Here is a 23,094-nt window from a genome sequence, read left to right as displayed (position 1 = left end):
CGCAAAAAAGACCCAGCACCATGGCCAGCGTCGCCAAGGCTACCAGCATGGCAACCCGGCGCCAGATGCCCGCCGCTGGCGTCCTCTGGACCACCCGGATTACAGCCTGTGTAACAACCGCCGAAGACCGGGTCACTGATCGATACAGACGATCCTGCCGAGATCAGTATCCTGTGGGTCTGGTTGCCATGGTGATGCGCCATCGAAGACATCCGTCACAATTTGCGCCACAGCGCCGCGATACCGTGTCTCCAGCGCGGCAGGGCCAAATCTTCTACCCGGTTCCGTCCTCGGCGCCTGCCGCCTCCGCCCATGCTAAGATCCCGCCGTCCGGCCCGAACCGCTCTGCCGCCCGGACATACGCCGGCGGCATCAGGCACATGCTCTCCGCAACGCCGCCCCGCTTTGCGCGGCCGCATCCGTTCCGACCAAAGAAGTCGGGGTACTATGCTGAGTCCGCAGCCGCGGACAGAGCCGGGAAAAGCACCCGGATCCGCCTCCGAAGGCGGCAAAGGCGTGGCCCTGCGCCTACCCGTTCCGCAACACGCCAAAGCGCCCGGACGTCCGCGCGTCCTCCGGCGTTCGCGTCACGCCCCCTTCCAGTCGATGGCGCAGATCTCCCCGGACTTGCCCGACAGGTCCCAGACCCGGCCATAGTCGCGCACCTTGGACTTGTTCGCCTTCGCTACGATCACGTCCGGCCCCATCCAGTACTGGGTATTCGACACCACCACCGGGTGCTCCTTCGACGCGCCGGGGACCATCTCGATCTCGCCCTGGATCTTGCGCCCGATATACAGCCCGCGTTTCGTACCCTCCCGCACGATCTCCACCTTCTCGCGCTCGTGGCCGATGATCGTGCTGACCAGCAGCGTGAACAGCCCCGTCGTCCCCCCGGCCTCGCCCGACAGGATCTTCAGCAGCCCGTCGTAGGCCCCGGCGGAGGCGCGCTCGTCGATATAGGCCGCCACGCGCCAGTCGCCCTCGGCCATCTTGCCGGGGATCTCCACCATCAGGCCCACGTTCAGCGCGCTCAGGGAATGGTTCTCGTAATGCCCCTCGTCTATGGCAATCGCCATCCAGGCCTTGCAACTGCCTTCTGTCGGGTCGTGCCGCCCCAGCGACACAACGCAGGGACAGAACACCGTGCACGAGCAGTTCAGGAACAGCTCTCCCCGGATTGCCCAGTCGGTCGGGCGCATCCGCCGCCGCTTGGGGTTCGGCATCCGCTGGTCGATCCTCTGGCTGACGGGCAGCCTGTCGGTCTCCGGTTTGCGGTTCAGTCCCATGTTTCCTCCCTCAAAACTCTCAGATCCCCATGCCCCATACGGCCAGCGCACTCGCCACCATCACCCCGCCCAAAGGCCGCCTCACCGCCTGCCCCGGACCGGGCAGCTTCTCCAGCACCATGAGCACCGTCGCCACCCCCATCCAGCCGAGGTTCATCACCCCACCGACGAATCCCAGCGCCATGATTGCCCAGCAACAGCCCAGGCAATCGCGCCCGATCTCCAGCCCCATGCGCAGCCCGCCGCCAAAGCCCGCGCGAAACCGGCCAAGGAAATACGCCATCGGCGACAGGCACGCACTCTGGCAGCGCGCCTTCACGCCGGTGAACTGCCACAGCCCCGCGCCCATCAATAATGCCCCCTGAAGCGCGACCGACACCACGCCCCGCGCGTCCACCAGCCCCGCCGCCGACAGGCGCACCTGCACAAGCGTCGCGATGCCTGAAAACCCCAGCCAGACGGCGAGGAACCCCAGCACCAGCCCCGCCTGCCCGGCCACCGGGCGCGACACCCGCAGGGCAAAGCGCTGGTAGCCGGCCAGCATCGGCAACAGAGTCGGCAACATCATCGCCACGCTCATCGCCGCCCACATGCCCCAGACCGCGCCGATCCCCGCGCGCCCCGCCTCCACACCGCAAAGACTCGCCAGCGTCTCCGCCCAGAGCGGCCCGCCGCGTTCCACCGCCATCAGGTAGAGCCAGCCCCAGGCCGCCAGCACGGCGGCAAAGAACCCCAGCCAGAAAAGATCGCGCGCGGAAACGCTGCGCCGAAAAATATCACGGCCTGCCAGTTGCATGTGTCCTCCCCGGTGCTGACCCTTGCATCGCCGCCCGCGCTGCGCAATCCCTCTTGCAGCCGGGGCATCGCCCGGCCCCCATACCCTTGGCAGGAGACCCCATGAAAGCCGTCCTCTTCGAGCACTTCCGCGAGGCCCCGAAGATCGCCACCCTGCCCGACCCCACGCCCGAGCCACACGGCGTCGTCGTCGAGGTCCGCGCCACCGGGCTTTGCCGCAGCGACTGGCACGGCTGGATGGGTCACGATCCCGACATCGCCCTGCCGCATGTGCCCGGACACGAACTCGCGGGCGTCATCACGGCAAAGGGCCGCGACGTGCGCAACTGGCAGGTGGGCGACCGCGTCACCGTGCCCTTCGTCGGCGGCTGCGGCGCCTGCCCGGAATGCCACGCGGGCGATCAGCAGGTCTGCCGCGCGCAATTCCAGCCCGGATTCACGCATTGGGGATCCTACGCGGAATACGTCAGCCTGCACCACGCCGACCTCAACCTCGTCCGCCTGCCCGAGGACATGGGGTATGACACCGCCGCGGCGCTCGGCTGCCGCTTTGCCACCGCCTTCCGCGCCGTGGTCGACCAGGGCCGGGTGAGCGGCGGCCAATGGGTCGCGGTGCACGGCTGCGGTGGCGTCGGTCTCTCGGCCATCATGATCGCGCAGGCGCTGGGCGCGCAGGTGGTGGCCGTCGACCTCGACGAGACCAAGCTCGCCCTCGCCCGCAGCTTCGGCGCGACCGTCACCGTGAATGGCACGACCGGGGACGTCCCCGCCGCGATCATGGCCGCCACGGGGGGCGGCGCGCATGTCTCGCTCGATGCGCTCGGCCACCCCACCACCTGCGCAAACTCCGTGCTGTCGCTGCGCCGTCGTGGCAGGCATGTGCAGGTGGGCCTGTTGCTGGCCGAGCAGGCGCGCCCGCCCATCCCCATGGATCGCGTCATCGGCTGGGAACTGGAACTCTACGGCAGTCACGGAATGCAGGCGCACCGCTACGGCGCCATGCTGGACATGATCCGCAGCGGCACACTCGACCCCGCCCGCCTCGTGGGGGACCGCATCGCGCTTGCCGATGCGCCGCAGGCCCTTATGACGATGGACCGCTTCGCCGCCACCGGTGCCACGGTGATCACCCACTTCGGCTGAGGGCACGGCCTGTGGGGGCCGAATCCCGCGATCCACCTTGCAAAGTTTCGCGCGCTGCGTGTAGGATCGCAGCATATTTCAAATCACGATCCACACTCCCATTGCAGGAGCCACCCCATGGCAACGCCGCTCGAAGCCGTCCAGACCGCCCTTGCTTGGTTTCAGAACAATGTCCCCGTCGGGACCCTCGCACGCACGACCTATGGCGCGCTGGCCTACAGCACCGGCAACAACCAGAAGGTCCTGCTCATCGCGACTGCCGGGGCCGGCGCCAACGGCATCACGGGCACGATGATCGACGCGCTCCAGACCCACCTGAACGGAAACAATGCGGGCGATCACGCGGTGGCGGGCTGCGCCAACACCATGGCGCCGCCCGGCGTCTGGCACATGAACGACGCCGAACGTCAACTCATGCGTACCGCCGAACTGGCAGTCCAGGAAGGCTCCTCGCTCGCGCCGGCCGGAGCGCTCGGAGCCATCGGCGCCACCCGCGTCTTCTGCGGCAGCTGCCAGCACTTCGTCCTGCCGCATTTCACGCACACGGCGCACAACCGTCTGGCCTGGAACTGATCCGTCCCCACCCCGCTCGCGCCCGCCTCAACCGGCCCCGCTGTCCATGCGTTGCTGTCCACGCCCCGCCTTCGGGCCCGCCCTTCACGGCCCGCCCCATCCCCGCTATCCAGGCGCAGCCCTCAGCACGGCATCCCGGCCCGCGGCCAACGTCCTGCCGTCCACTTCCGGCCGCAGATGCCGCAGATGCCGCAGATGCCGCAGATAAAGGCTCCGCCCGGCCCTTCGAACCAGGAACCGCCGGACTTCGCCCTCCCCGCAGGGTCAGGACACCGCCCAGCCCCGGCCGAAACACCTGGTACATAACACTGGCCCCCGCCCCGGGACCGCGTTCCCCCGCTTTTCGTTGGTCCAAATACTCTTGGGGCGCCGCTCCGCAGGAACGGCGGGGGCAGCGCCCCCTGCTCCCTTTCGATCCGTGGCGGCGTCAGGATGGTTTCGAATGCCCGGCTTGATGCGTCGTCTCATCCGGGGGCGTTGCACGTAAGGGCAAAGCTGGGCCCTCCCGCCACCAATCACCCCGCGCGCGGGCGGCATCCCCCGGCAACGTGCCGAGCGCGCGCAACGCAAGCGCCCCATCCTCCCGCGCCTTGCCGCGCTGGGGACGGCCGAAGGCCAGGATCCCGCAGATTATCGCACCGTCCGCAGCCAAAACCGCGCCCGACGTCCGCACCTGCTGCGCGTCGCGCTCTGCGCGGCAGACCCGGCTCATTCGGCACAAAAGAATCCGGAAACGGGCCCCCTCGGTCCCCCCTTGTCCACTCAAAGCCCGTGCGAAGCGTCACGACCAGGCCCGGCCCTGCGCCCGATCAGGCCCCCTGCCGATGTCCCTGCGGGCACCTGAACAAAAGGTTACCAGGATCTGGCAAACCCTTGAAAACCCTGAAAAGGCCCATCTGTCCCACGCTGGGACACGAGCCCCACACCGTTTTCCTTGAGGACACTGGAATGGCGCATCCGATAGGTTGGTTGTGTTCTCGCTGCAGGCACCGCCTCGGCCATGATCCGCAGCAAGACACGGGCTACTCTCGTTCCGGCATCGGGGTCAACAGGCGCATCGGGGTCTACGGTGTGATCTACGGCGACCGAGACCTGATCTGGGGCTGGCCCGGGGAGGCCAAGGCCACGGCGGGAGCTGAGCTAGGTTGGAGGCTGAGGGCGGCTTGGCCGAGAAAATCTGACCCCGCCCCCTCCCCCCAGGTGGCACCCCATGGGGGGAGGGGGCACACAGATTTTTACCCCCTGAACATCCGCAGCCTGCTCATCATCGCCATGCAGCCGACCCGAAGGGATCCCTGGTTGCAGCGCGCAGGCGGCGAATGAGACCGCGCCGGGCCTGGAGGTGATAGGTCTGGCGGACGCGGGCCGGGGCGTCGAGGACCAGAACAGGAGCGGCTTCCTGTGGCAACTCACGCCGCACCGCCTGATCCGTCCCCTGCGTCCCCCCAACGACGAGCCGAAGCGGATACATCGACTTGAGACCTGGATCAGCGCTTCAAGGTCGCGGTAAAGCGGACTGTCTTGCTCGACCTGCATCTGAGCCACTTGAAGATGAGCCATCGGGACTTCCGGCATGTCGAGGCGGTCGTCTTTCGACGCCGCGTTGAGTTTCTGCTGCAGCTCGTGTATCGCATCCGCCGTGTCATTCGAGATTGGGCGCAGCCGGCGATACGTTGGTGGGGGTGATCACTTCACCCGGCTCCATGGTCTCGTCGCAGGCGCGGACCTCACGGGGCATCCCGTCGTAGTGGAACACCCTGCTTGTCTCGAAGCGTTCAGCCCCACGCATGTAAGCGGTGACCCTCTGCTGCGTGGTGAAGAGGATGCGGGCAGCTTTCGGCGGTGTCGAGGACAAGGCATTGGCCTCCGCGTCGCGGGTCAGGACGGCGAAGTCCGTCACGTCCAGACCGACCTCCTTCGCGATCCGCTTCACCGCGTCGATCCGGGAGAGGCAGATCAGCACCGCCACGTCTCCACGTTCCTCAGACACCATCATCTCCTGCAGGAAGGCGATCAGCAGGGTGGTCTTGCCCATGGCGGGATCGAGGCCATGACGGGGTCGTCCGCTGGCCACGATCGGATTCAGGCGCGACGCGTGGGCGAAGGCGGTGGCGGTTCTGCCTTGCGATAGTGGAACCCATCGCTATCCCGTCAGGGGAAGCGTGGGCGCACCCGGTTCGAGCCGAGGGGCTGCCCGGAGCTACGGCAAGACCGGGGCGTCGGTGTCAGCGCGGCGCGTCGCCCAGAAGCTTGTCGAGCAAGAAGGCGGAGAAGTCCTTGGCCAGGGCGTCGGCCTTGTTCCCCATCCGGGCCTTCTCGGTGGTTGCGGTGACCATGCTGGTGAAACGCTGCTGGAGATCGAGGGGGGTACTGGCTGCTTCGCGGGCTGCGGAGGCTGAACTGCGACGGGCGCCATGTAGCCGACTTTATCTTCCACGCCCTGTGTACAGGTAGTAGCAAGGCGACAATCCTCAACACCTGCCTCGGACATGGGACTGACGATGAAGCGTTCATCGATCTCGGACGTGGCATCCTCTCCCGAAAGCCTCCAAGCAAAGTCGCAACGAACAAGCGTCAGGAAGAAGCCCGTATACCGGCCCGCCACATGGCATACTTGCGTATCAAGGCGCGCAAGGGTTGCAGTCACGTGGTGACACGGCGGGTCGAGCGGATCGGCGTTATCCTCCGAATGAAGGTCGCGGATATTCGGAAGGCCTTCGACGGAGCCAAGGCTGCCGCGGAGAAGCTGCGACAGCCCACGGCCGCCCTATCGATCTGTCGGACGTGGTCCCGCACACCTTGAAGCACACCGCCGTGACCTGGATGCTGCAACGAGGCGTGACCCTTTACGACGCGGCCGGTTACTTTTCCACTTCACCTCAGACCTTGGAGAAGACCTACGGTCACCACTCTCCTGATTACCAGCAAAGCATCGAGAACGCGTACCGACGTTAAGGCCCCAACCCGTTTCCCAACCATAACCCATACCACGGATCATGCCGAGTCCCGAGCACCACGAGCAATGTTCAAGAAAATATGGCGCACCCGATAGGATTCGAACCTATGACCTCTGCCTTCGGAGGGCAGCGCTCTATCCAGCTGAGCTACGGGTGCCTGCCGGGGTCTATAGCGGCTGCCCCGGCCGCCTGCAACGGCAAATCCGGGGCTCCGGCAACAGTTTTCACGTCACTTTCGGGCGTACGGTGCGACCGGCTCCGCCCCCCTCATCCGAAAAGGTCATGCGCCAGTTCGAGCGCCTCCACCAGCACGTCGACTTCCTCGCGGGTATTATACAAGCCAAAGGACGCCCGGCAGGTCGCCGTGACGCCCATGTGTTCCATCAGCGGCCCGGCGCAGTGATGACCCGCCCGGACCGCAACGCCCTTCTTGTCGAGGATGGTGGAAATGTCGTGCGCATGGGCCGCGCCCTGCATGGTGAAGGAGAAGATCGCCGCCTTGTTCGCGGTGGTACCTTGGACACTCAGCCAGTTCAGACCGCCGAGACGCTCGACGGCATAGTCCCTCAGGGATGCCTCGTGCGCGGCGATGTTCTCCATGCCCAGTCCCATCATGTATTCCAGCGCCACGCCAAGCCCGATCTGCTGCACGATACCGGGGGTGCCCGCCTCGAACTTCATCGGCGGATCGTTGTAGGTCACCTCGTTCTTGTGAACCTCTCGGATCATGTCGCCACCCCCCATGAAGGGGCGCATTTCGTTCATGCGCGCACGGCGGATCCAGATCGCACCCGAGGCCGAGGGCCCATAAAGCTTGTGGCCGGTGATGGCATAGAAATCGCAGCCGATGTCCTCCACGTCGACGGGCATGTGCACCGCCGCCTGAGAGCCATCCACCAGCACCGGCACACCTTTCACACGCGCGCCCTCGCAGATCGCCTTGACGTCCACCACGGTGCCCAGCACGTTCGAACACTGGGTGATCGCAACCAGCTTGGTCCGGGGGCCGATGGCGTCGATGACCTTCTCAGGGTCGAGCGCGCCGGTAGAATCGCAATCCACCCACTTCAGCACCACGCCCTGCCGCTCCCGCAGGAAGTGCCAGGGCACGATATTGGCATGGTGCTCCATCACCGAGAGCACGATCTCGTCCCCCGCTTGCAGGTTCGGCATGGCCCAGCCATAGGCCACCATGTTTATACCCATGGTGGTCCCGGTGGTATAGATGATCTCCTCCGGGTCGGTCGCCCCGAGGAAACCCGCGATCACGCCGCGCACGCCTTCGTATTTGTCGGTGGCGAGGTTCGACAGGTAGTGCAGCCCCCGATGCACGTTGGCGTATTCTTCGCCGTAGCCCTTCGTCACCGCGTCGATAACCGCACGCGGCTTCTGCGCCGAAGCACCATTGTCGAGGTAGACCAACGGCTTGCCGTTCACCTCCCGCGAGAGGATCGGAAAGTCCTTGCGGACCGCTTGGACGTCATACATTGCCCATCATCCCTTCCGGTGTCACCCCGGCGACCGTCAACAGCACCGAGAGCGCAAAGCCGAGGGCGAGTAGCCCCAGCAGAAAAACGACGAATGCCTTGAACAGGCTGCCAAGCCCGTGCGCCTCGTCTATGAAATTCAGCAGGATCCAGAACCCGAGGCCGGAGGCCAACAGAACCAGAAGACCGGCAAGCCCCGGGGACAGCGGCAGCACCAGCGCCGTCACGGCCTGCACGATCAGGTTCAGCGCCTGCAGCCAGACCAGCAACAGCGCTACATCCGTCATCCGCCCCGCCCCGCCCAGCAGGCGTCCGATCAATGTCACGCAGACGATCGTGCCGAACAGGGTCACCCCCTCCGCCGCGAGGTAGAACAGTGGCGAAGACAGGAAGATCGGCACCCCCGCAGGTGCCGGATCAAGCACCAGCGTCGCACCGTAGACCACAGCGTTCAGCACCAAGACCGCGGCAAAGGCGGTCCAGACCGCTTCCTTCGAGAGGCGGGTGGCCAGCAGCAGCCGCGCCACGTCGCGGGGCGAGCTGACGGTCTCCACCGCGAGTTTCAGGAACCCCTGAAGCGTCATGCCGCCTCCCCGTCTTGTGCTGCCATGCGGTGCGCCTCGCGCACTCCGGTGGACAGGAACCACAGAAACACGACGACCCACAAGACCCCGACAAGATTCAGGGCCGTCCCCGCCCCGACAAAAGCGCTTGTCAGACCAGCCAGAAGTTGCAGAGGTGTCGCCGCGAGCAGGGCCCAGAAGGTGACCAGCCGCACGTCCCAGCCCGCCACCGACGACCGAAAAAGCCTTGCCACCGCAAAGATTATCAATGCCAGAAGATAGAAGAACAGGGGCAGCAGGATGACCATGCCAAGCAGCGTCGCCCCCAGTTCCGGTTGCACCGCCTCCTGGAAGGCCTGCCTGTCAGCCTCCCAGGACGCGGGATCGCGTTGCCAGACGCGGCGCACCGCGCCGGGCATCTGCGCCACGAACATCAGTCCGCAGGCCGCCATCAGATAGGCCAGCGCGCGCGGTTCGCTTACCACGCGCGCCAGCTTGTCGCGGACGACCGCCGCCGGGCGGCGGTACATCGCCGCGATGTCGCTCGAGACAGCCAAGGCTCAGGCGCGCCTGCGCGCCAGCCAGGCCTCGACCCGCTCCACCAGATCCTCGCGCAGACCTTCGTCCTCGATCTCGGTGACGGCCTCCGCGATGAAGGCGATGGTCATCATGTCCTCCGCGATACCGCGCGGCACGCCTCGGGCACAGAGGTAGAACAGCGAATCCTCGTCGATCGCACCAGAGGTCGACCCGTGCGAACAGGCCACGTCGTCGGCATAGATCTCAAGCTCCGGCTTTGCCAGAAACTGGCTGTCGTCGTCCAGCAGCAACGACTGGCTGATCTGATAGCCATCGGTCTTCTGGGCGCCCGCCTTCACGAGGATCTTGCCTTGGAAGACGCCGACCGCACCGTTGCGCAGCACCTTCTTGAAGACCTGACGGCTTTCGCAGTTCACCGCATCATGGGTGACAAACACCGTGTCGTCGTGGTGGAAATCGCCGTCGCCCATGCAGGCACCCGCGATATGTGCCACCGCGTCGTCGCCGGTGAACTCGACCACCGCCTCGTTACGCGTCAACACGCCGTTGACGGTCAGGGTAAAGCTCTTGAACGCGGACTCGGTGCCGAGGCGCGCAAACAGATGCGTGACCGCGCGGCGCGCGTGATCGCGACCCTGCGCGCAGACGTGGTGCAACCTGCCGGTGTCGGCGATGTCGGCCTCCACCACCTTGTTGAAGCGCGCCGCCGCCGGGCCGCTTTCGAGGATGGTCAACTCGGCGCCAGCGTCGACCTTCACCACGTGGTGAAGGATGGCATCGGACTGCGTCTCCTTGTGCACGTAGTTGATGTGGATCGGCTTGGCCGCCTTGCCCGTGACGTGGATCAGCAGGCCGTCGCTGGCAAAGGCCGTGTTCAGGGCGGCATGGGGCCGTTGCACAGGCGTCTGGCCGCGCGTTTCGAGCTTGCCATAGATGTCTTGCGCCCAATGAATATCGGCCGTCTCCGCGAGGCGGGCGATTTCCACGCCCTCCATCGCCAGATTGTCCGAGGCCCCGGCGTCAAATACACCGTCGACAAAGACCACCTTCAGCCGGTCACGCTCGCCGAAGATCGGCGCTTCGTGGGCGTCCAGTGCCTCCGCCGGAGGAGCTTCGGGTGCGTTCAGCGTGTCCGGGCGTGTGTACTTCCAGTACTCGTCACGCGCGCCGGGCAGGCCCATGGCCGTCACCCGGTCCAGCGCGTCGCGGCGGGCAGAGGCGGACCAGCCGCCCTCCGGCAGGTTCAGCCTTTCCAGCCGCGCTTCGGTCGCGTCCTGTTTTGCCTTGGGAAGGGACATTACACCTCCTCCGCCAGCAGGTCGGCGTATCCGTGGTTCTCCACCTCGAGCGCCAGCTCGGGGCCGCCGGTCTTGATGATGCGGCCGTTGGCCATGATGTGCACCACGTCCGGCTTGATGTGGTCCAGAAGGCGCTGGTAGTGCGTGATCACGAGGAAGGCGCGGCCCTCGTCGCGCAGCGCGTTCACACCGTCCGCGACCAGCTTCATGGCGTCGACGTCGAGGCCGGAGTCGGTCTCGTCGAGGATGCACATCTTCGGCTCAAGCATGGCCATCTGCAGGATCTCGTTACGCTTTTTCTCGCCGCCGGAGAAGCCGACATTGACCGGGCGCTTCAGCATCTCGGCGTCGATCTTCAGCGACTTCGCCTTTTCGCGGATCACCTTCAGGAACTCGGCGGCGGACATTTCTTCCTGCCCACGGGCCTTGCGCTGCGCGTTTACGGCGGTACGCAGGAAGGTCATGTTGCCGACGCCGGGGATCTCGACCGGGTACTGGAACGCAAGGAACAGGCCGGCCGCGGCGCGCTCTTCCACTTCCATGTCGAGGATGTCCTCGCCCATCAGAGTGGCGGAGCCCTCCGTCACCTCATAGCCGTCACGGCCCGAGAGAACGTAGGACAGCGTCGACTTGCCCGAACCGTTCGGCCCCATGATCGCGTGCACCTTGCCCGCCTCGACGGTCAGGTCCACGCCCTTGAGGATCTGCTTGTCCTCTTCTTCAAGTTTCACGTGCAGGTTCTTGATTTCCAACATGTCTTTCTTCCTCTCAATTCGTTCACCCTTGCGCCTGACGGCTACCTGAGGGCTGGTTCGATGGCCCTGTCGCCGGTCGCAGCTTGAGGGCAGTTTCGTTTACCCTGCCGCCTGTCGCCGGCTTGAGGGTTGTTTGGCTTTCCGGTCACGGGTTCTGCATGAGTCGGATGACCCACATCAGCCGCTCTGGCGGAATGGGTTGCGGGAACACACGCCAATAGGCCATGCGCCCGGTGATTTCGGGGGGGCCGAGGATTTCCTCGACCTTGTGATAGTGCTTGCGACGAATGTAATCGTCAAAAAACAGATCCAAAGGGGCCCTGGACAGGAACGCTGCGGCCAGTGCGCACCCCTGCCGGAACCGCCCGTCCACCAGCACGACGTCGGGCTGGCGGAAATGCGTCATTTCCCAGATCTCCAGCGGATAGCGGGCAAAGCGCCGCCATTCGGTTGCGTCGACCGGGTGCCCCCATTCCTTCGTCGGGCCGATGTCAGACCAGATGACGTCCACTTCGCTGCCCGGCGCGGGCGGGTTATCGGAGAACCAGCGGCGCATCATCTGCGCCCAGTCGCGGTCGGATTCAACGGAAAACACGGTCTTGCCCGGCATCTCGGCGGCCATGACGGTGGACCCGCCGGAGCCGTACTCGAGGATCACACCCGCGCGTTCATAGGCAGCACGCAACAGCGCGGCCTCCGCCTCCGGCAGGGTCAGTTCGGGTCTGGTTAGAACCGGGGCGCTCATGCCGCCCCCCTGCGGGTGCCGGTGTCGAGGTCGCGCCGCGCTACGAAAGGCTGCCCGCCGCCAGCAGCATCGACGCGGCTGCCAGCGCCCCTGCCCCGGCCAGACTGCGCAAACGGAGTGCCCAACGCGGCCTCGGCCCCGCCTCGATGCGGGTCATGGCCTCGCGCAGCGACACTTCTGCCGCGCGGGTCTCCCGGCAGTATCCACCGGCCCACTGCTCGGTAGCCGTTTGCGCTCTGGACATCGTGGCAACCAATCGTCGACGCGCCCCCACGCGAGGGGCTTCTGCGCCGCGACCATGGCGACACTATGGCAAACGCCTCGGTTTTTACGAAAATCGACAAGATTGCGACCTGATTCCGATCCAAGTTTCTATACTTTCGCGCAGCGCGTCACCCGCCCTCAGCCCAGCACCACGGCGGTGCCGGAGGCGGATACCATGAGCATGTTGTTGATGACCTCGTAGTCGATGTCGACGCCAACCACTGCCGTGGCACCGCGCTCGGCGGCCCGTTCCTCGAGTTCGGTCAGCGCGGTTTCCCGCGCCTCCGCCAATGACTTCTCGTAGGCGCCTGAGCGACCGCCGATAATGTCCGTAATCCCGGCAAAGACATCGCGGAAGATGTTTGCCCCGAGAATCGCCTCGCCGGTGACGATACCCTTGTATTCCGCGATCAAGTGCCCCTCGACGGTCGGCGTGGTGGTCACGATCATATTGCTTCTCCCATGGTTTCAACGGGTTGCACGATACAGTTCAGGTTGGCCGGGTAGCGACGCGCTTTTGAGTGCACCCCGTAATCCCGCGCCCCACACCACGCGCCAAAGGCGTCGGCATTCACGTTGTCCACCTCAATGAAGATCACAGGACGGCATCGAGCGATGGTCTTTTCCATGCCTTCCAGCACCTCCATCTCAATGCCCTCCACGTCGATCTTCACCAGATCGAACCACTCGTCGGCAAAAAGCGCATCGCCCGGATGCAATTCCAGTGCGTCACCCCCGCCCCGTTCCATGCGGGAGCGACCGAGGTTCTGCACCCGCCGCCGGATCGAAAACCCGCTCTCCGCACGCGCGCCGAGCCCGATGCCCAGGGCCTCCGTTCTTATGACGCCCCTGAGCTCGTTCATCACCACGTTGGCCAGCAACGGCGCCAGCGCCAAGGGGTTCGGCTCGATCACCAGCACCTGCGCCGCCCCCGCCTGAGTGGCGAAGAACAACGCGTGGTTGCCGAGGTTCGCGCCGACGTCCAGAACGCCGGCCCCTTCGGGCAAGATCTTCGCCACGTCCCGCAATTCTTCGCCCTCGTAAAAGCGTCCTTTGCGCAGCATTCGCGGCAGCGGGTTCTTCACGCAGTTGGTGAAGAAGGCAAGGTCACGGTCGCCTATCCGCACCCGCGTCATCTGCATCGGCGGAAAGGTCACCGGCGTGCCGCGATCCAGCGCGCGAAGCGCGCGGCGGAGGTCGAAGTACTCTTCCTCCATCGCATCCCCTGCGGGCAGAGTGATGACACCGCTCACGCCAGCTTCCTTATTCCTGCGTTCCGTCCGGGCGGCCCCGCATGCCCGCGTTACGGACTTAGCCCACGGACCCTTCGAGCGAGATCGCCACCAGTTGCTGTGCTTCCATGGCGAATTCCATCGGCAGTGCCTGCAGAACCTCGCGGCAGAAGCCGTTCACCACCAGGGCAACCGCTTCTTCCTCGTCCATGCCGCGCTGGCGGCAATAGAATAGCTGGTCGTCGTCCACCTTGGAGGTCGTCGCTTCGTGCTCGACACGCGAGGAATTGTTCTTCACCTCGATGTAGGGAACCGTGTGCGCCCCGCATTTGTCTCCGATCAGCAAGCTGTCGCACTGTGTATAGTTGCGCGAATTCTTCGCCTTGGGGTGCATCGAAACCAGGCCCCGGTAAGTGTTCTGCGCAACACCCGCGCTGATACCCTTGGAGACGATACGGCTGCGCGTGTCCTTGCCGAGGTGGATCATCTTCGTGCCGGTGTCGGCCTGCTGATGGTTGTTGGCGATGGCGATGGAGTAGAACTCACCCTGGCTTTCGTTGCCGCGCAGGATGCAGGACGGGTATTTCCACGTTACCGCAGACCCGGTTTCCACCTGCGTCCACATCACCTTGGCCCGGTCGCCCCGGCAATCGGCACGCTTCGTCACGAAGTTGTAGATGCCGCCCTTGCCGTTCTCGTCGCCGGGATACCAGTTCTGAACGGTTGAATACTTCACCTCGGCGTCTTCCTCGATGATGATTTCCACCACCGCCGCGTGCAGCTGAGCAATGTCGCGCTGCGGCGCGGTGCAGCCTTCGAGGTAGGAAACATAGCTACCCTTGGCGGCGATGATCAGCGTACGCTCGAACTGGCCGGTGTTCTCTGCATTGATGCGGAAGTAGGTCGACAGCTCCATCGGGCAGCGCACGCCCGGCGGCACATAGACGAACGACCCATCCGAGAACACCGCCGAGTTCAGCGTCGCATAGAAGTTGTCCGACACCGGAACCACCGAACCCAAGTATTTCTTCACCAGTTCCGGATGCTCGCGGATCGCCTCCGAGATGGAACAGAAGATGACGCCCGCTTCCTTCAGCTCCTTCTGGAAGGTCGTGCCGACGGAGACCGAGTCGAAGACCGCGTCGACCGCGACCTTGCGGCCTTCGGCGGGGGCATTTTCCGCCCCGTCCACACCGGCGAGGATCATCTGCTCCTTCAACGGGATGCCGAGCTTCTCGTAGGTGGCCAGCAGCTTCGGGTCGACCTCGTCAAGCGACTTCGGCTTCTCCGCCATGCTCTTCGGCCGGGCGTAGTAGTACTGCTCCTGGAAATCGATCTCCGGGTAGGAAACCATGGCCCAGTTCGGCTCTTCCATCTTCGACCAGCGTTCAAAAGCCTGCAGACGCCATTCGGTCATCCATTCGGGTTCTTCGTTCTTCTCGGAAATCAGCCGGACGATATCGGGGTTCACGCCCTTCGGCGCGTATTCCATCTCGATCTCGGTGTCCCAGCCGTACTTGTAGGTCGACACCTGCTTGACGGCATCCACCGTCTCCTGATCGACTCCTTCCTTGACGGTAACGTCATCGGTCATGGACATGCGCATTTCCTCTCTCATGCGGCCCGCTCGCGGAACCGCCGGTATGTCTTCAGCCACGCCTCAACAAAGCGCGACACGTCTTCCTCTGTCGTCTCCGGCCCCAGGCTCACCCGGATGGCCGAAGCCGCGGTCTCTTCGCTGTGCCCCATCGCACGCAGCACCCGGCTGGCGCGCACCTTGCCCGAGGAACAGGCCGATCCCGCGCTGATCGCGAATCCGGCAAGGTCCATCTGCATCACCTGCGTTTCGCCCTTCCATCCGGGCGTGGCAAAGCAGCTGGTGTTGGGCAGGCGCTTCGCACCTTTCCCGACAAAAATAGTTTCTCTGGCGGCATCTGCAATCGCAAACTCTAGAATGTTTCTAATCTTTTCAACCCCGGCCCAGATCCCGGCGTCGAGGTCACGCGCCGCCGCTTCCGCTGCCGCACCGAAACCGGCGATACCAATGACGTTCTCGGTGCCCGCACGGCGCCCCATCTCCTGCCCGCCTCCCTTCAACTGGGCGTGCAGATCCGTGCCGCGCGGCATGACCAGCGCGCCCACGCCTTTTGGTCCCCCCAGTTTATGGGCGGAAACCAGCGCCATCCCGCAACCCAGCCAGTTGAAGGCGACCGGAAGTTTGCCAAAGGCCTGCGTGGCATCGACAACCGCCAGCCCCTGCGGCAGGTCCTGAATCACGCCAGTCTCTGAATTGGCCAGCTGCAATGCCGTGCGCGCCGGGTCGCCAACGGTGACGCGCCCTTCCGCATTTACTTTCAGACACGGGTCGATCCACGCCGCCACGGCGTCATGCTCGATCTCCGCCCCCAGCAGGTCGCGACCGGCACAGGCCAGCGCTGCCGCCTCCGTCGCGGAGGAGACAAAGACCACATCGCCCCCTTCCGCCCCGAAAGCCCGCGCCACCTGCCCGCGCGCTTTCTCCACCATCGCCTTGGCCGCGCGCCCTTCGGCATGTACCGAAGACGGGTTTCCGCAGACGTCCATCGCCGCGATCATCGCCACCCGCGCCTCGGCACGCAGCGGCGTCGTCGCATTGTGATCAAGGTAGACCCGCCTCACGCCCGGACCATCCCTTCACGATTCTTTCTGGTACAAATACCTCCGGGGGAGCCCGCAGGACGGGGGCAGAGCCCCCACCTGGCCGGTGCAGCGCGCCCCTGCGCGCGTGGCCACGCACTCGACAGGATACCCCGGCCCGTTGCCAAATCCATCACTCGTCGTCCTCCACCACGGCAAAGAGCGCGGGCACCGCCGGACAGGGTGCCAGCCCGCGTTCCACCACGTCCGACAAACGCGTCTGGTGCAGGAAGACATAGACATGCGCCGACAGCGACTGCCATAGGATGTTCGACAATGACTGCGCCTTCGACCCGCTCAGGCCGCCGGAAGCACCCGCGCCCTTGTGCATTGCATTCACGGTTTCATCCACGGCAGCCAGCACGTCCACCACCCGAATGTCGGAGGGCGACTTCGACAGCCGGTAGCCGCCGCCGGGCCCGCGCACCGATTCCACCAGCCCGGCACGACGCAGCTTTACGAATAGTTGCTCCAGATAGGGCAGCGACAGGTCCTGACGCTTTGACACGTCCCCCAGCGTCACGAGGTCCCCCGGAGGCTGCAGGGCGATATCCACCAGCGCCACCATTGCGTAACGCCCCTTTGTGCTCAGCTTCATCCGTACTCTCCCGACCACACTTCCCGCACCACATGCCCGAAACGCGCAGCGCCAATTGACCTTGCCCGCCCGATTGCATAAGTGCGTCGCAGCCCGTTCCGGCCTGCAAGCCACTTTGGAACGTTTCTAAAGTAGCCGAGAGAAGTCGTCAAGAATTCCCGGCCCCAAAAAGCTCTCCGTCCGGGCACCCCGCCCGGCGGCGCCAGAACATCAGGAGCCTGCCGCACACATGCCCGAGGTCATCTTTCCCGGACCCGAAGGCCGCCTCGAAGGCCGCTACCACCCGCAAAAAGACCGCGACGCCCCCATCGCCATCGTGCTGCATCCGCATCCGCAGTTCGGCGGGACAATGAACAACAAGGTCGTCTACAACCTGCATTACGCCTTTTACAACATGGGCTTCACCGTGCTGCGCTTCAACTTTCGCGGCGTCGGGCGGTCTCAGGGCGAATACGATCAGGGCGTTGGCGAACTTTCGGACGCGGCCTCAGCGCTCGACTACCTGCAGTCGATGAACCAGAATTCGAAACACTGTTGGGTCGCGGGCTTTTCGTTTGGCGCATGGATCGGAATGCAACTGCTGATGCGCAGGCCGGAAATCACCGGCTTCGTCTCGGTCTCGCCGCCGGCCAACATGTACGACTTCTCCTTCCTCGCGCCCTGCCCGGCATCCGGCCTGATCATCAACGGCACCGCCGACCGCGTCGCGCCGCCTGCGGATACGCGCAACCTGGTGAACAAGCTGCACGAGCAGAAGGGCATCACCATCACGCACGAGGAAGTCGAGGGCTCCGGCCACTTCTTTGAAGAGCCGCACATGGACACGATGATCGACACCGTCACCGGCTATGTAAAACGGCGCCTGACCGAGAATACCCGCTGACGCGGGCCTTTTGATATTCACCGACGCGGTCCGCCGCGTCGGTCCCACACCCAAGCCCACCGGAGACAGCGCCATGTCCGTGGTCGAAGATCTTTCCGACAAGCTCGCGCAGGATGTCATCAAGGCAATGGATGCGCTCGGGGACGACACCCTGCCCGATCAGGTCGCCGCGGTACTCGGCGCTTCCTCCCCCTCGTCCGAGGAAATCTTCCGCGCCGCTATCCGCATCCGGCTGGCCGAACGCCGCGCCCGCCTGTTCCTGACAGAGCATGTGCAGGCCGCGCTGGAGGCCAGGAAGAAGGGCAAGGCGGTCCCCACCGCTCTCGCACCGGGCGTCGACAACGAAAACCTCTGACCAAATCCCGGCGTGACGATCGCATGACCGCATACACCCGCCCCGGGCGTCTCGACCGCCAGATGGCCTTTCTCGCAGAGGCCGACGCGCTCAAGGGCGTTCAGCGTCTGAATGTCCTGATGGATCGCTCCAGGCGCGAAAACGTGGCGGAACACAGCTGGCACGTGGCGCTTTGGGCGCTGATCCTGTCCCCCGACATGCCCGCGGGCTGCGACCTGTCGCGCGCAATCGCCATGTTGCTGATCCATGATATCGTGGAAATCGACGCGGGCGATCACCCCGTGGACATTGCCCACGATCCGCACGACATCGCCCGCAAGGAACACGCCGCCGCGATCCGGCTCTTTGGCCTGCTGCCGCCTGATCAGGGCGCGGGCCTCATGGCGCTCTGGCGGGAGTTCGAAGGCAACGCCACCCCCACGGCCCGCTACGCCAAACGCATCGATCACATGCAGCCGATCCTGCAGGTCTTCCTCGCCCCTGATTGGGAACCCGGCCACGCCGAGGTCGCAGCCCACACGCTGACGGAGGGGCGCGCCCGCTACATGGCCCGCGACTGGCCAACGCTTGATGCACAGGCCCGTGCCCGCATGGCTGGGGACACCGCGCCCGGCGGACCGCTCGCCGCGCGCCTCGCGTTCCTTGCGGAAGCCGATCAGCTGAAAACCGTCATCCGCGCAACGCTGGCGCTGAACGGCGCGCGGCGCGAGAACAGCGCGGAACACAGCTGGCACGTGGCCCTCTACGCCCTGATCCTTGCAGAGCACGCCCCAGCGCCTGTCGACCCGGCCAAGGTCATCACAAAGCTCTTGCTACACGACCTTGTCGAGATCGACGCGGGCGATGCGCCGGTTTTCGGCAACGTCGACACTGCCGCAATCGAAGTAGCGGAGGCCGCCGCAGCCGACCGTCTCTTTGGCCTGCTGCCCGACGGCGAGGGCGGCCCCCTGCATGCGCTCTGGTGCGAATTCGAGGCGAATGCAACGCCCGAGGCGCGCTTTGCGAAGTCGCTCGACCGCTTCAACCCGCCGAACCAGAACATCGCGGCGGGCGGCGGGTCATGGATCGAATACGGCGTCACGCGCGCGATCTTCGACACAACCGTGGGCGCGAAGATCGAGGCCGGCGCACCCATCCTCTGGCAGTGGATCGCGCCGAAGGCATACGCGGTGATTGACCGACTGCAGTCGGAACGCGCTTGAGGCGGCGAGCCGGGTGCGGGCCTCACATGCGCCAGAAACGGTTCAGATTTCGGGCCAGTTTCGGGCCAGTTTCGGGCCAGCTTCGGGCAGACACACCCGGGTTTTCACAGGAACTGTCTCCATGTTCCGAAGCGGCCCGTGCAGAACGCCGCGCTCAGAAGTGGATCGCCCGTCCCCAGGCGTCCAGCACCGACTCGTGCATCATCTCAGACAGCGTCGGATGCGGGAATACCGTCTGCATCAGGTCCTCCTCCGTCGTCTCCAGCTGACGACCGATCACGTAGCCCTGGATCAGCTCGGTCACCTCAGCGCCGACCATATGCGCCCCCAGCAGCGCGCCCGTCTTTGCATCGAAGACGGTTTTCACCATCCCCTCCTGCTCCCCCAGGGCGATGGCCTTGCCGTTGCCGATGAAGGGGAACCGGCCCACCTTGACCTCATATCCGGCGGCCTTTGCCTTTTCCTCTGTCATCCCGACCGAAGCCACCTGCGGCTGGCAATAGGTGCAGCCCGCGATGCTGTCGGGATCGACCGCGTGCGGGTGGCCGCCCGCGATCAGTTCGGCCACCATGACGCCCTCGTGGCTCGCCTTGTGCGCCAGCCACGGCGCGCCTGCCACGTCGCCAATGGCATAGAGGCCCGCGACCCCGGTGCGGCAAAAGGGATCGGTGACAACGTGCGTACGCTCCACGCGAACGCCCATATCCTCCAGCCCCAGATCCTCGACGTTGCCGACGATGCCCACGGCGGAGATCACCGTGTCGATGTCCAGCGTCGACACCTTGCCGGCCTTCTCGATCGTCGCCACGACCCCCTTGCCGCTACGATCAAGCGCCTTGACGCCAGCGCCTTCGAGGATCGTCATGCCCTGTTTCTGGAATTGCTTCCTGGCGAAAGCCGCGATTTCCGCGTCCTCCACAGGCAGAATCCGCTCCATGACCTCGACCACCGTGACCTCCGCGCCGAGCGCGTTGTAGAAGGAGGCGAACTCGATCCCGATGGCGCCCGAGCCGATCACCAGCAGCTTTTTCGGCATCCTTTTCGGCTGCAGGGCGTGCTTGTAGGTCCAGACCTTGTCTCCGTCCGCCTCCAGCCCCGGCAATTCCCGCGCCCGCGCTCCGGTGGCGATCACCACGTTCGCGGCCTCGATCACCTTGCCATCCATGGACACGCGCCCCGGCCCCTCCAGCCGGGCGACGCCCATCATCACATCGACCTTGTTCTTCTTCAGCAGGTGCCCCACGCCGGAATTGAGCTGTTTCGCCACACCGCGCGACCGCTTCACCACCGCATCCAGATCGAAGGACAGCGTTTCGGCCTTCAGCCCGAACTCGCCGGCGCGGTGCATCAGGTGATAGACCTCCGCCGTGCGCAACAGCGCCTTGGTCGGGATGCAGCCCCAGTTCAGGCAGATTCCTCCGAGGTGTTCCCTTTCCACGACGCAGACCTTCAGCCCCAGTTGGGCGCCGCGGATCGCCGCCACGTAACCGCCCGGGCCCGCGCCGATCACCACCATGTCGTATTTGCTCATACGGCCCTCCCTGCCGGTCGTCTGACCGTCAGGCTAGCGCGGGTTTGAGGCAGGCCCAACCCCTTTCGCACACCGCCATTCACCGCGGCTGGATCCCTTCGCACAAGGCCTGCCCCGAAACGCCAAGGGGCGGGGTGAACCCCGCCCCTTGCATCGTGTGACGTTCCGGTCAGGCTGCCTGTTCAGGCCGCCTGCGCCATCATCCCGCGCAGGGTCGCACCGTAGCCGCCATCGGCCATGTAACCGGCCTCCGCGGCCGTGGTCTTCCGCTCGAGCGCATCGTTGCGATAGGGAAAACGACCGAACTGGCGGATCACCTCGCGATGCGCACGCGCGTGCAGCAGATTGTTTTCGCGCTCCGGCATCCGCTCCTTCATCAGGCGCACACAGCGATCCTGGTCGCAAAGGTTCTCCGAATGCATCAAGGGCAGATAGAAGAACTGCCGTGCGGGGTCGTCGATCTTCACGTCCCAGCCGCGGTGGATCGCCTGTTTTGCCGCCGCAAGCGCAACCCCGTCGGAGGCAAAGGCCCGCCCGTCCCCCCGGAACATGTTGCGCGGCAACTGGTCGGCGAGGATCACGTAGGCCAGCACGCCCGAGGGATAGGTCAACCACAGGCTGTAGCTTCCCTCCATCAAGGCTTCCCAGCTGGTCAGAAAGCGGTCGCGGATCCGCGCGTCCAGCGCGTCATCCTGTGCGTACCAGCCATCCGGCCCGACCTCGTCCAACCAGAACGAGAGTATGTCTTCCGGCCCCACCATAACTACCTCCTCGATGGTCCTGCTCACGCCTTCAGGTGCGTATTCAAACTGTTACACAGGCACCCAACGCATTGCCTAATCACGATTCTTGTCAGAATCTGTCAAACATTCAAGTCACGATAGGTAATTATTCTTCGTCCTCCTGGTGGTCGATGAAATAATCTTGCGCGATATCCACCGCCACCAGAGACGCCTGCGGCGACACGGGCGCATAGCTGCCGGTATCCTCGGGGCGCGGCGCCTTGCGGACGGTCATGCGGTAGCCCGCATAGGCGGCCAACGCCAGCAGCAGCGTCGCGATCAGGCCCCAGAAGGCCTGGGCCCCAAAGGACTGCATCACCCAGCCGATGAACAGCGGACCCGCGATGGCCCCCACCCCGTTGACAAACAGCAGCCCGGCAGAGGCGGCGGCCATGTCCTCGGCCTCCATGAAATCATTGGTGTAGGCGATCAGCAACGAATACAATGGGTTGGAGAAACCTCCTACGACGAAAGCCATGCCCACGATCATCCAGTAGCTGTCCGCGATCCACGCGAAAACCGCTCCGGCGCCACCCAGGGCCGCCACCGCCATGATCAGGCCGCGCCGGTCCACCCGGTCGCTGATCCAACCCAGCGGGTACTGCATGACCAGTGCGCCCACGTAAAAGCTCGCGATGAAGATGGAGATCTGACCCAGCTTCATTCCCGCCTGCGTCGCGTAGACCGCCGCCATGCCGAACTGCGCGGCAAAGACCGACCCCAGCAGGAAGATGCCGACCATCCCCAGCGGCGAGATCGCGTAGAGCTCCTTCAGGGTCATCCGCTTGGTGGTATCAAAAGCCGGTGTCGGTGAAATCGACAGCAGAATTGGCGCGAACGAGATGGAAATAAGCACGCTGGGTATGACGAACAGCAGGAAGCCCGAGGGGTCCGGCACCACCAGCAGCGCCTGCGCGGCGATGATTCCCATCATTTGAACGATCATGTAAGCCGACAGTGTCTTGCCCCGGTTCTCGTTCGTGGCGGTATTGTTCAGCCAGCTTTCCGCCGTGACGTAGACGCCGCAGAAACAGAAGCCCAGAACCAGACGCCCCAGGGTCCAGGTCACCGGATGCTGCAGTGCCGGGAACAGGATCAGCACCGCCGAGATGAACGACCCCAACGCCGCAAAGACCCGCACGTGCCCCACACGCCGGATCATTTCCGGCGCCATGCGCGAAGCGAACAGGAAACCTGCGAAATACGCCGACATCACGATCGACATGGACATCGCGGAAAAGCCGTTCTCCGCGCCGCGCACGCCCAGCAAAGACCCTTGCAGGCCGTTGCCCATCATCAGGAGCAGCATGCCCAGCAGCAGCGCCCATGAATTGCCCAACACGTTCAGCATCGCTCGTCCTCAGTCCTTCTGCGCCCTTTGTGGGCCGCCTTGTCTTACAGCCCTCCCACCTAGGCGGCCCATGTC

Annotated in this window: 23 protein-coding genes and 1 tRNA gene; 5 read left to right on the top strand and 19 right to left on the bottom strand. The window is 64.9% G+C overall.

Annotated features, from left to right (window positions below):
• Window positions 1-587 precede the first annotated feature (587 nt).
• Window positions 588-1,289, bottom strand: coding sequence for a DUF1326 domain-containing protein (locus J5474_RS04950; protein WP_209359697.1), 702 nt, complete (start codon window positions 1,287-1,289; stop codon window positions 588-590).
• Window positions 1,290-1,308: 19 nt separating this feature from the next.
• Window positions 1,309-2,085, bottom strand: a complete 777-nt coding sequence (locus J5474_RS04945) for a DUF2182 domain-containing protein (RefSeq protein ID WP_209359696.1) — start codon at window positions 2,083-2,085, stop codon at window positions 1,309-1,311.
• Between the two features lie 101 nt (window positions 2,086-2,186).
• Here J5474_RS04945 and J5474_RS04940 point away from each other — a divergent pair, with 101 nt between their 5' ends.
• Window positions 2,187-3,227, top strand: coding sequence for a zinc-dependent alcohol dehydrogenase family protein (locus J5474_RS04940; protein WP_209359695.1), 1,041 nt, complete (start codon window positions 2,187-2,189; stop codon window positions 3,225-3,227).
• Window positions 3,228-3,344: 117 nt separating this feature from the next.
• Window positions 3,345-3,800 (top strand): hypothetical protein, encoded by a 456-nt coding sequence (locus J5474_RS04935; RefSeq protein ID WP_209359694.1) that lies wholly within the window; start codon window positions 3,345-3,347, stop codon window positions 3,798-3,800.
• A 1,642-nt stretch (window positions 3,801-5,442) separates the two neighbouring features.
• Here J5474_RS04935 and J5474_RS04930 read toward each other — a convergent pair.
• From J5474_RS04930 to iscR, 14 genes are all read right to left on the bottom strand, one after another.
• On the bottom strand, window positions 5,443-5,835 hold the full coding sequence (locus J5474_RS04930) for a hypothetical protein (protein ID WP_209359693.1): 393 nt from the start codon (window positions 5,833-5,835) through the stop codon (window positions 5,443-5,445).
• Between the two features lie 1,002 nt (window positions 5,836-6,837).
• Window positions 6,838-6,914: transfer RNA gene (locus tag J5474_RS04925), tRNA-Arg, on the bottom strand.
• 110 nt (window positions 6,915-7,024) lie between these two features.
• Window positions 7,025-8,245 (bottom strand): cysteine desulfurase, encoded by a 1,221-nt coding sequence (locus J5474_RS04920; protein ID WP_209359692.1) that lies wholly within the window; start codon window positions 8,243-8,245, stop codon window positions 7,025-7,027.
• Window positions 8,238-8,828, bottom strand: coding sequence for a YIP1 family protein (locus J5474_RS04915; RefSeq protein WP_209359691.1), 591 nt, complete (start codon window positions 8,826-8,828; stop codon window positions 8,238-8,240). Before J5474_RS04915 ends, J5474_RS04920 begins: the two co-directional genes overlap by 8 nt.
• A complete protein-coding gene (locus J5474_RS04910; RefSeq protein WP_209359690.1) occupies window positions 8,825-9,364 on the bottom strand; it encodes a YIP1 family protein in 540 nt (179 codons plus the stop codon). The genes J5474_RS04915 and J5474_RS04910 overlap by 4 nt, the downstream gene beginning before the upstream one ends.
• Window positions 9,365-9,367: 3 nt before the next feature.
• Window positions 9,368-10,645 (bottom strand): SufB/SufD family protein, encoded by a 1,278-nt coding sequence (locus J5474_RS04905; protein ID WP_209359689.1) that lies wholly within the window; start codon window positions 10,643-10,645, stop codon window positions 9,368-9,370.
• Window positions 10,645-11,400, bottom strand: coding sequence for a Fe-S cluster assembly ATPase SufC (sufC, locus tag J5474_RS04900; protein ID WP_209359688.1), 756 nt, complete (start codon window positions 11,398-11,400; stop codon window positions 10,645-10,647). Before sufC ends, J5474_RS04905 begins: the two co-directional genes overlap by 1 nt.
• Window positions 11,401-11,545: 145 nt before the next feature.
• Window positions 11,546-12,145, bottom strand: a complete 600-nt coding sequence (locus J5474_RS04895) for a hypothetical protein (protein WP_209359687.1) — start codon at window positions 12,143-12,145, stop codon at window positions 11,546-11,548.
• Window positions 12,146-12,185: 40 nt separating this feature from the next.
• A complete protein-coding gene (locus J5474_RS04890; protein ID WP_209359686.1) occupies window positions 12,186-12,389 on the bottom strand; it encodes a hypothetical protein in 204 nt (67 codons plus the stop codon).
• Window positions 12,390-12,547: 158 nt separating this feature from the next.
• Complete coding sequence (locus tag J5474_RS04885) at window positions 12,548-12,859, bottom strand: heavy metal-binding domain-containing protein (RefSeq protein WP_209359685.1); 312 nt, start codon at window positions 12,857-12,859, stop codon at window positions 12,548-12,550.
• The gene (locus tag J5474_RS04880) at window positions 12,856-13,662 is read right to left on the bottom strand and encodes an FkbM family methyltransferase (protein ID WP_209359684.1); all 807 of its coding nucleotides are present in this window, start codon (window positions 13,660-13,662) and stop codon (window positions 12,856-12,858) included. The genes J5474_RS04885 and J5474_RS04880 overlap by 4 nt, the downstream gene beginning before the upstream one ends.
• A 58-nt stretch (window positions 13,663-13,720) precedes the next feature.
• Window positions 13,721-15,241, bottom strand: a complete 1,521-nt coding sequence (sufB, locus tag J5474_RS04875) for a Fe-S cluster assembly protein SufB (protein ID WP_209359683.1) — start codon at window positions 15,239-15,241, stop codon at window positions 13,721-13,723.
• Window positions 15,242-15,255: 14 nt separating this feature from the next.
• Complete coding sequence (locus J5474_RS04870; RefSeq protein WP_209359682.1) at window positions 15,256-16,299, bottom strand: cysteine desulfurase family protein; 1,044 nt, start codon at window positions 16,297-16,299, stop codon at window positions 15,256-15,258.
• A 151-nt stretch (window positions 16,300-16,450) separates the two neighbouring features.
• On the bottom strand, window positions 16,451-16,915 hold the full coding sequence (iscR, locus tag J5474_RS04865) for a Fe-S cluster assembly transcriptional regulator IscR (protein ID WP_209359681.1): 465 nt from the start codon (window positions 16,913-16,915) through the stop codon (window positions 16,451-16,453).
• A 229-nt stretch (window positions 16,916-17,144) separates the two neighbouring features.
• On the opposite strand from iscR, the gene J5474_RS04860 reads away from it, so the two are divergent.
• The 3 genes from J5474_RS04860 to J5474_RS04850 all read left to right on the top strand — a co-directional run bounded on the left by J5474_RS04860 (window position 17,145) and on the right by J5474_RS04850 (window position 19,355).
• Window positions 17,145-17,798, top strand: coding sequence for an alpha/beta hydrolase (locus J5474_RS04860; protein WP_209359680.1), 654 nt, complete (start codon window positions 17,145-17,147; stop codon window positions 17,796-17,798).
• A 73-nt stretch (window positions 17,799-17,871) separates the two neighbouring features.
• Window positions 17,872-18,153: a hypothetical protein gene (locus tag J5474_RS04855; protein WP_209359679.1), complete on the top strand. Its 282-nt coding sequence runs from the start codon at window positions 17,872-17,874 to the stop codon at window positions 18,151-18,153.
• A gap of 23 nt (window positions 18,154-18,176) precedes the next feature.
• Window positions 18,177-19,355 carry an HD domain-containing protein gene (locus tag J5474_RS04850; protein WP_245216242.1) on the top strand — a complete coding sequence of 393 codons (1,179 nt, stop codon included), beginning with the start codon at window positions 18,177-18,179 and terminating at the stop codon, window positions 19,353-19,355.
• 154 nt (window positions 19,356-19,509) lie between these two features.
• Here the strand turns inward: J5474_RS04850 and lpdA are convergent, their stop codons facing one another.
• The 3 genes from lpdA to J5474_RS04835 all read right to left on the bottom strand — a co-directional run bounded on the left by lpdA (window position 19,510) and on the right by J5474_RS04835 (window position 23,019).
• On the bottom strand, window positions 19,510-20,886 hold the full coding sequence (gene lpdA / locus J5474_RS04845; RefSeq protein WP_209359678.1) for a dihydrolipoyl dehydrogenase: 1,377 nt from the start codon (window positions 20,884-20,886) through the stop codon (window positions 19,510-19,512).
• A gap of 182 nt (window positions 20,887-21,068) precedes the next feature.
• A complete protein-coding gene (locus J5474_RS04840; protein WP_209359677.1) occupies window positions 21,069-21,647 on the bottom strand; it encodes a DUF924 family protein in 579 nt (192 codons plus the stop codon).
• A 127-nt stretch (window positions 21,648-21,774) separates the two neighbouring features.
• Window positions 21,775-23,019, bottom strand: coding sequence for an MFS transporter (locus J5474_RS04835; protein WP_209359676.1), 1,245 nt, complete (start codon window positions 23,017-23,019; stop codon window positions 21,775-21,777).
• Between the last annotated feature and the right edge of the window lie 75 nt (window positions 23,020-23,094).

It is taken from the genome of Sagittula salina, assembly GCF_017813235.1.
GTDB classification, from domain to species: Bacteria; Pseudomonadota; Alphaproteobacteria; order Rhodobacterales; family Rhodobacteraceae; genus Sagittula; species Sagittula salina.
This window is presented reverse-complemented; position numbering and strand designations above follow the sequence as displayed.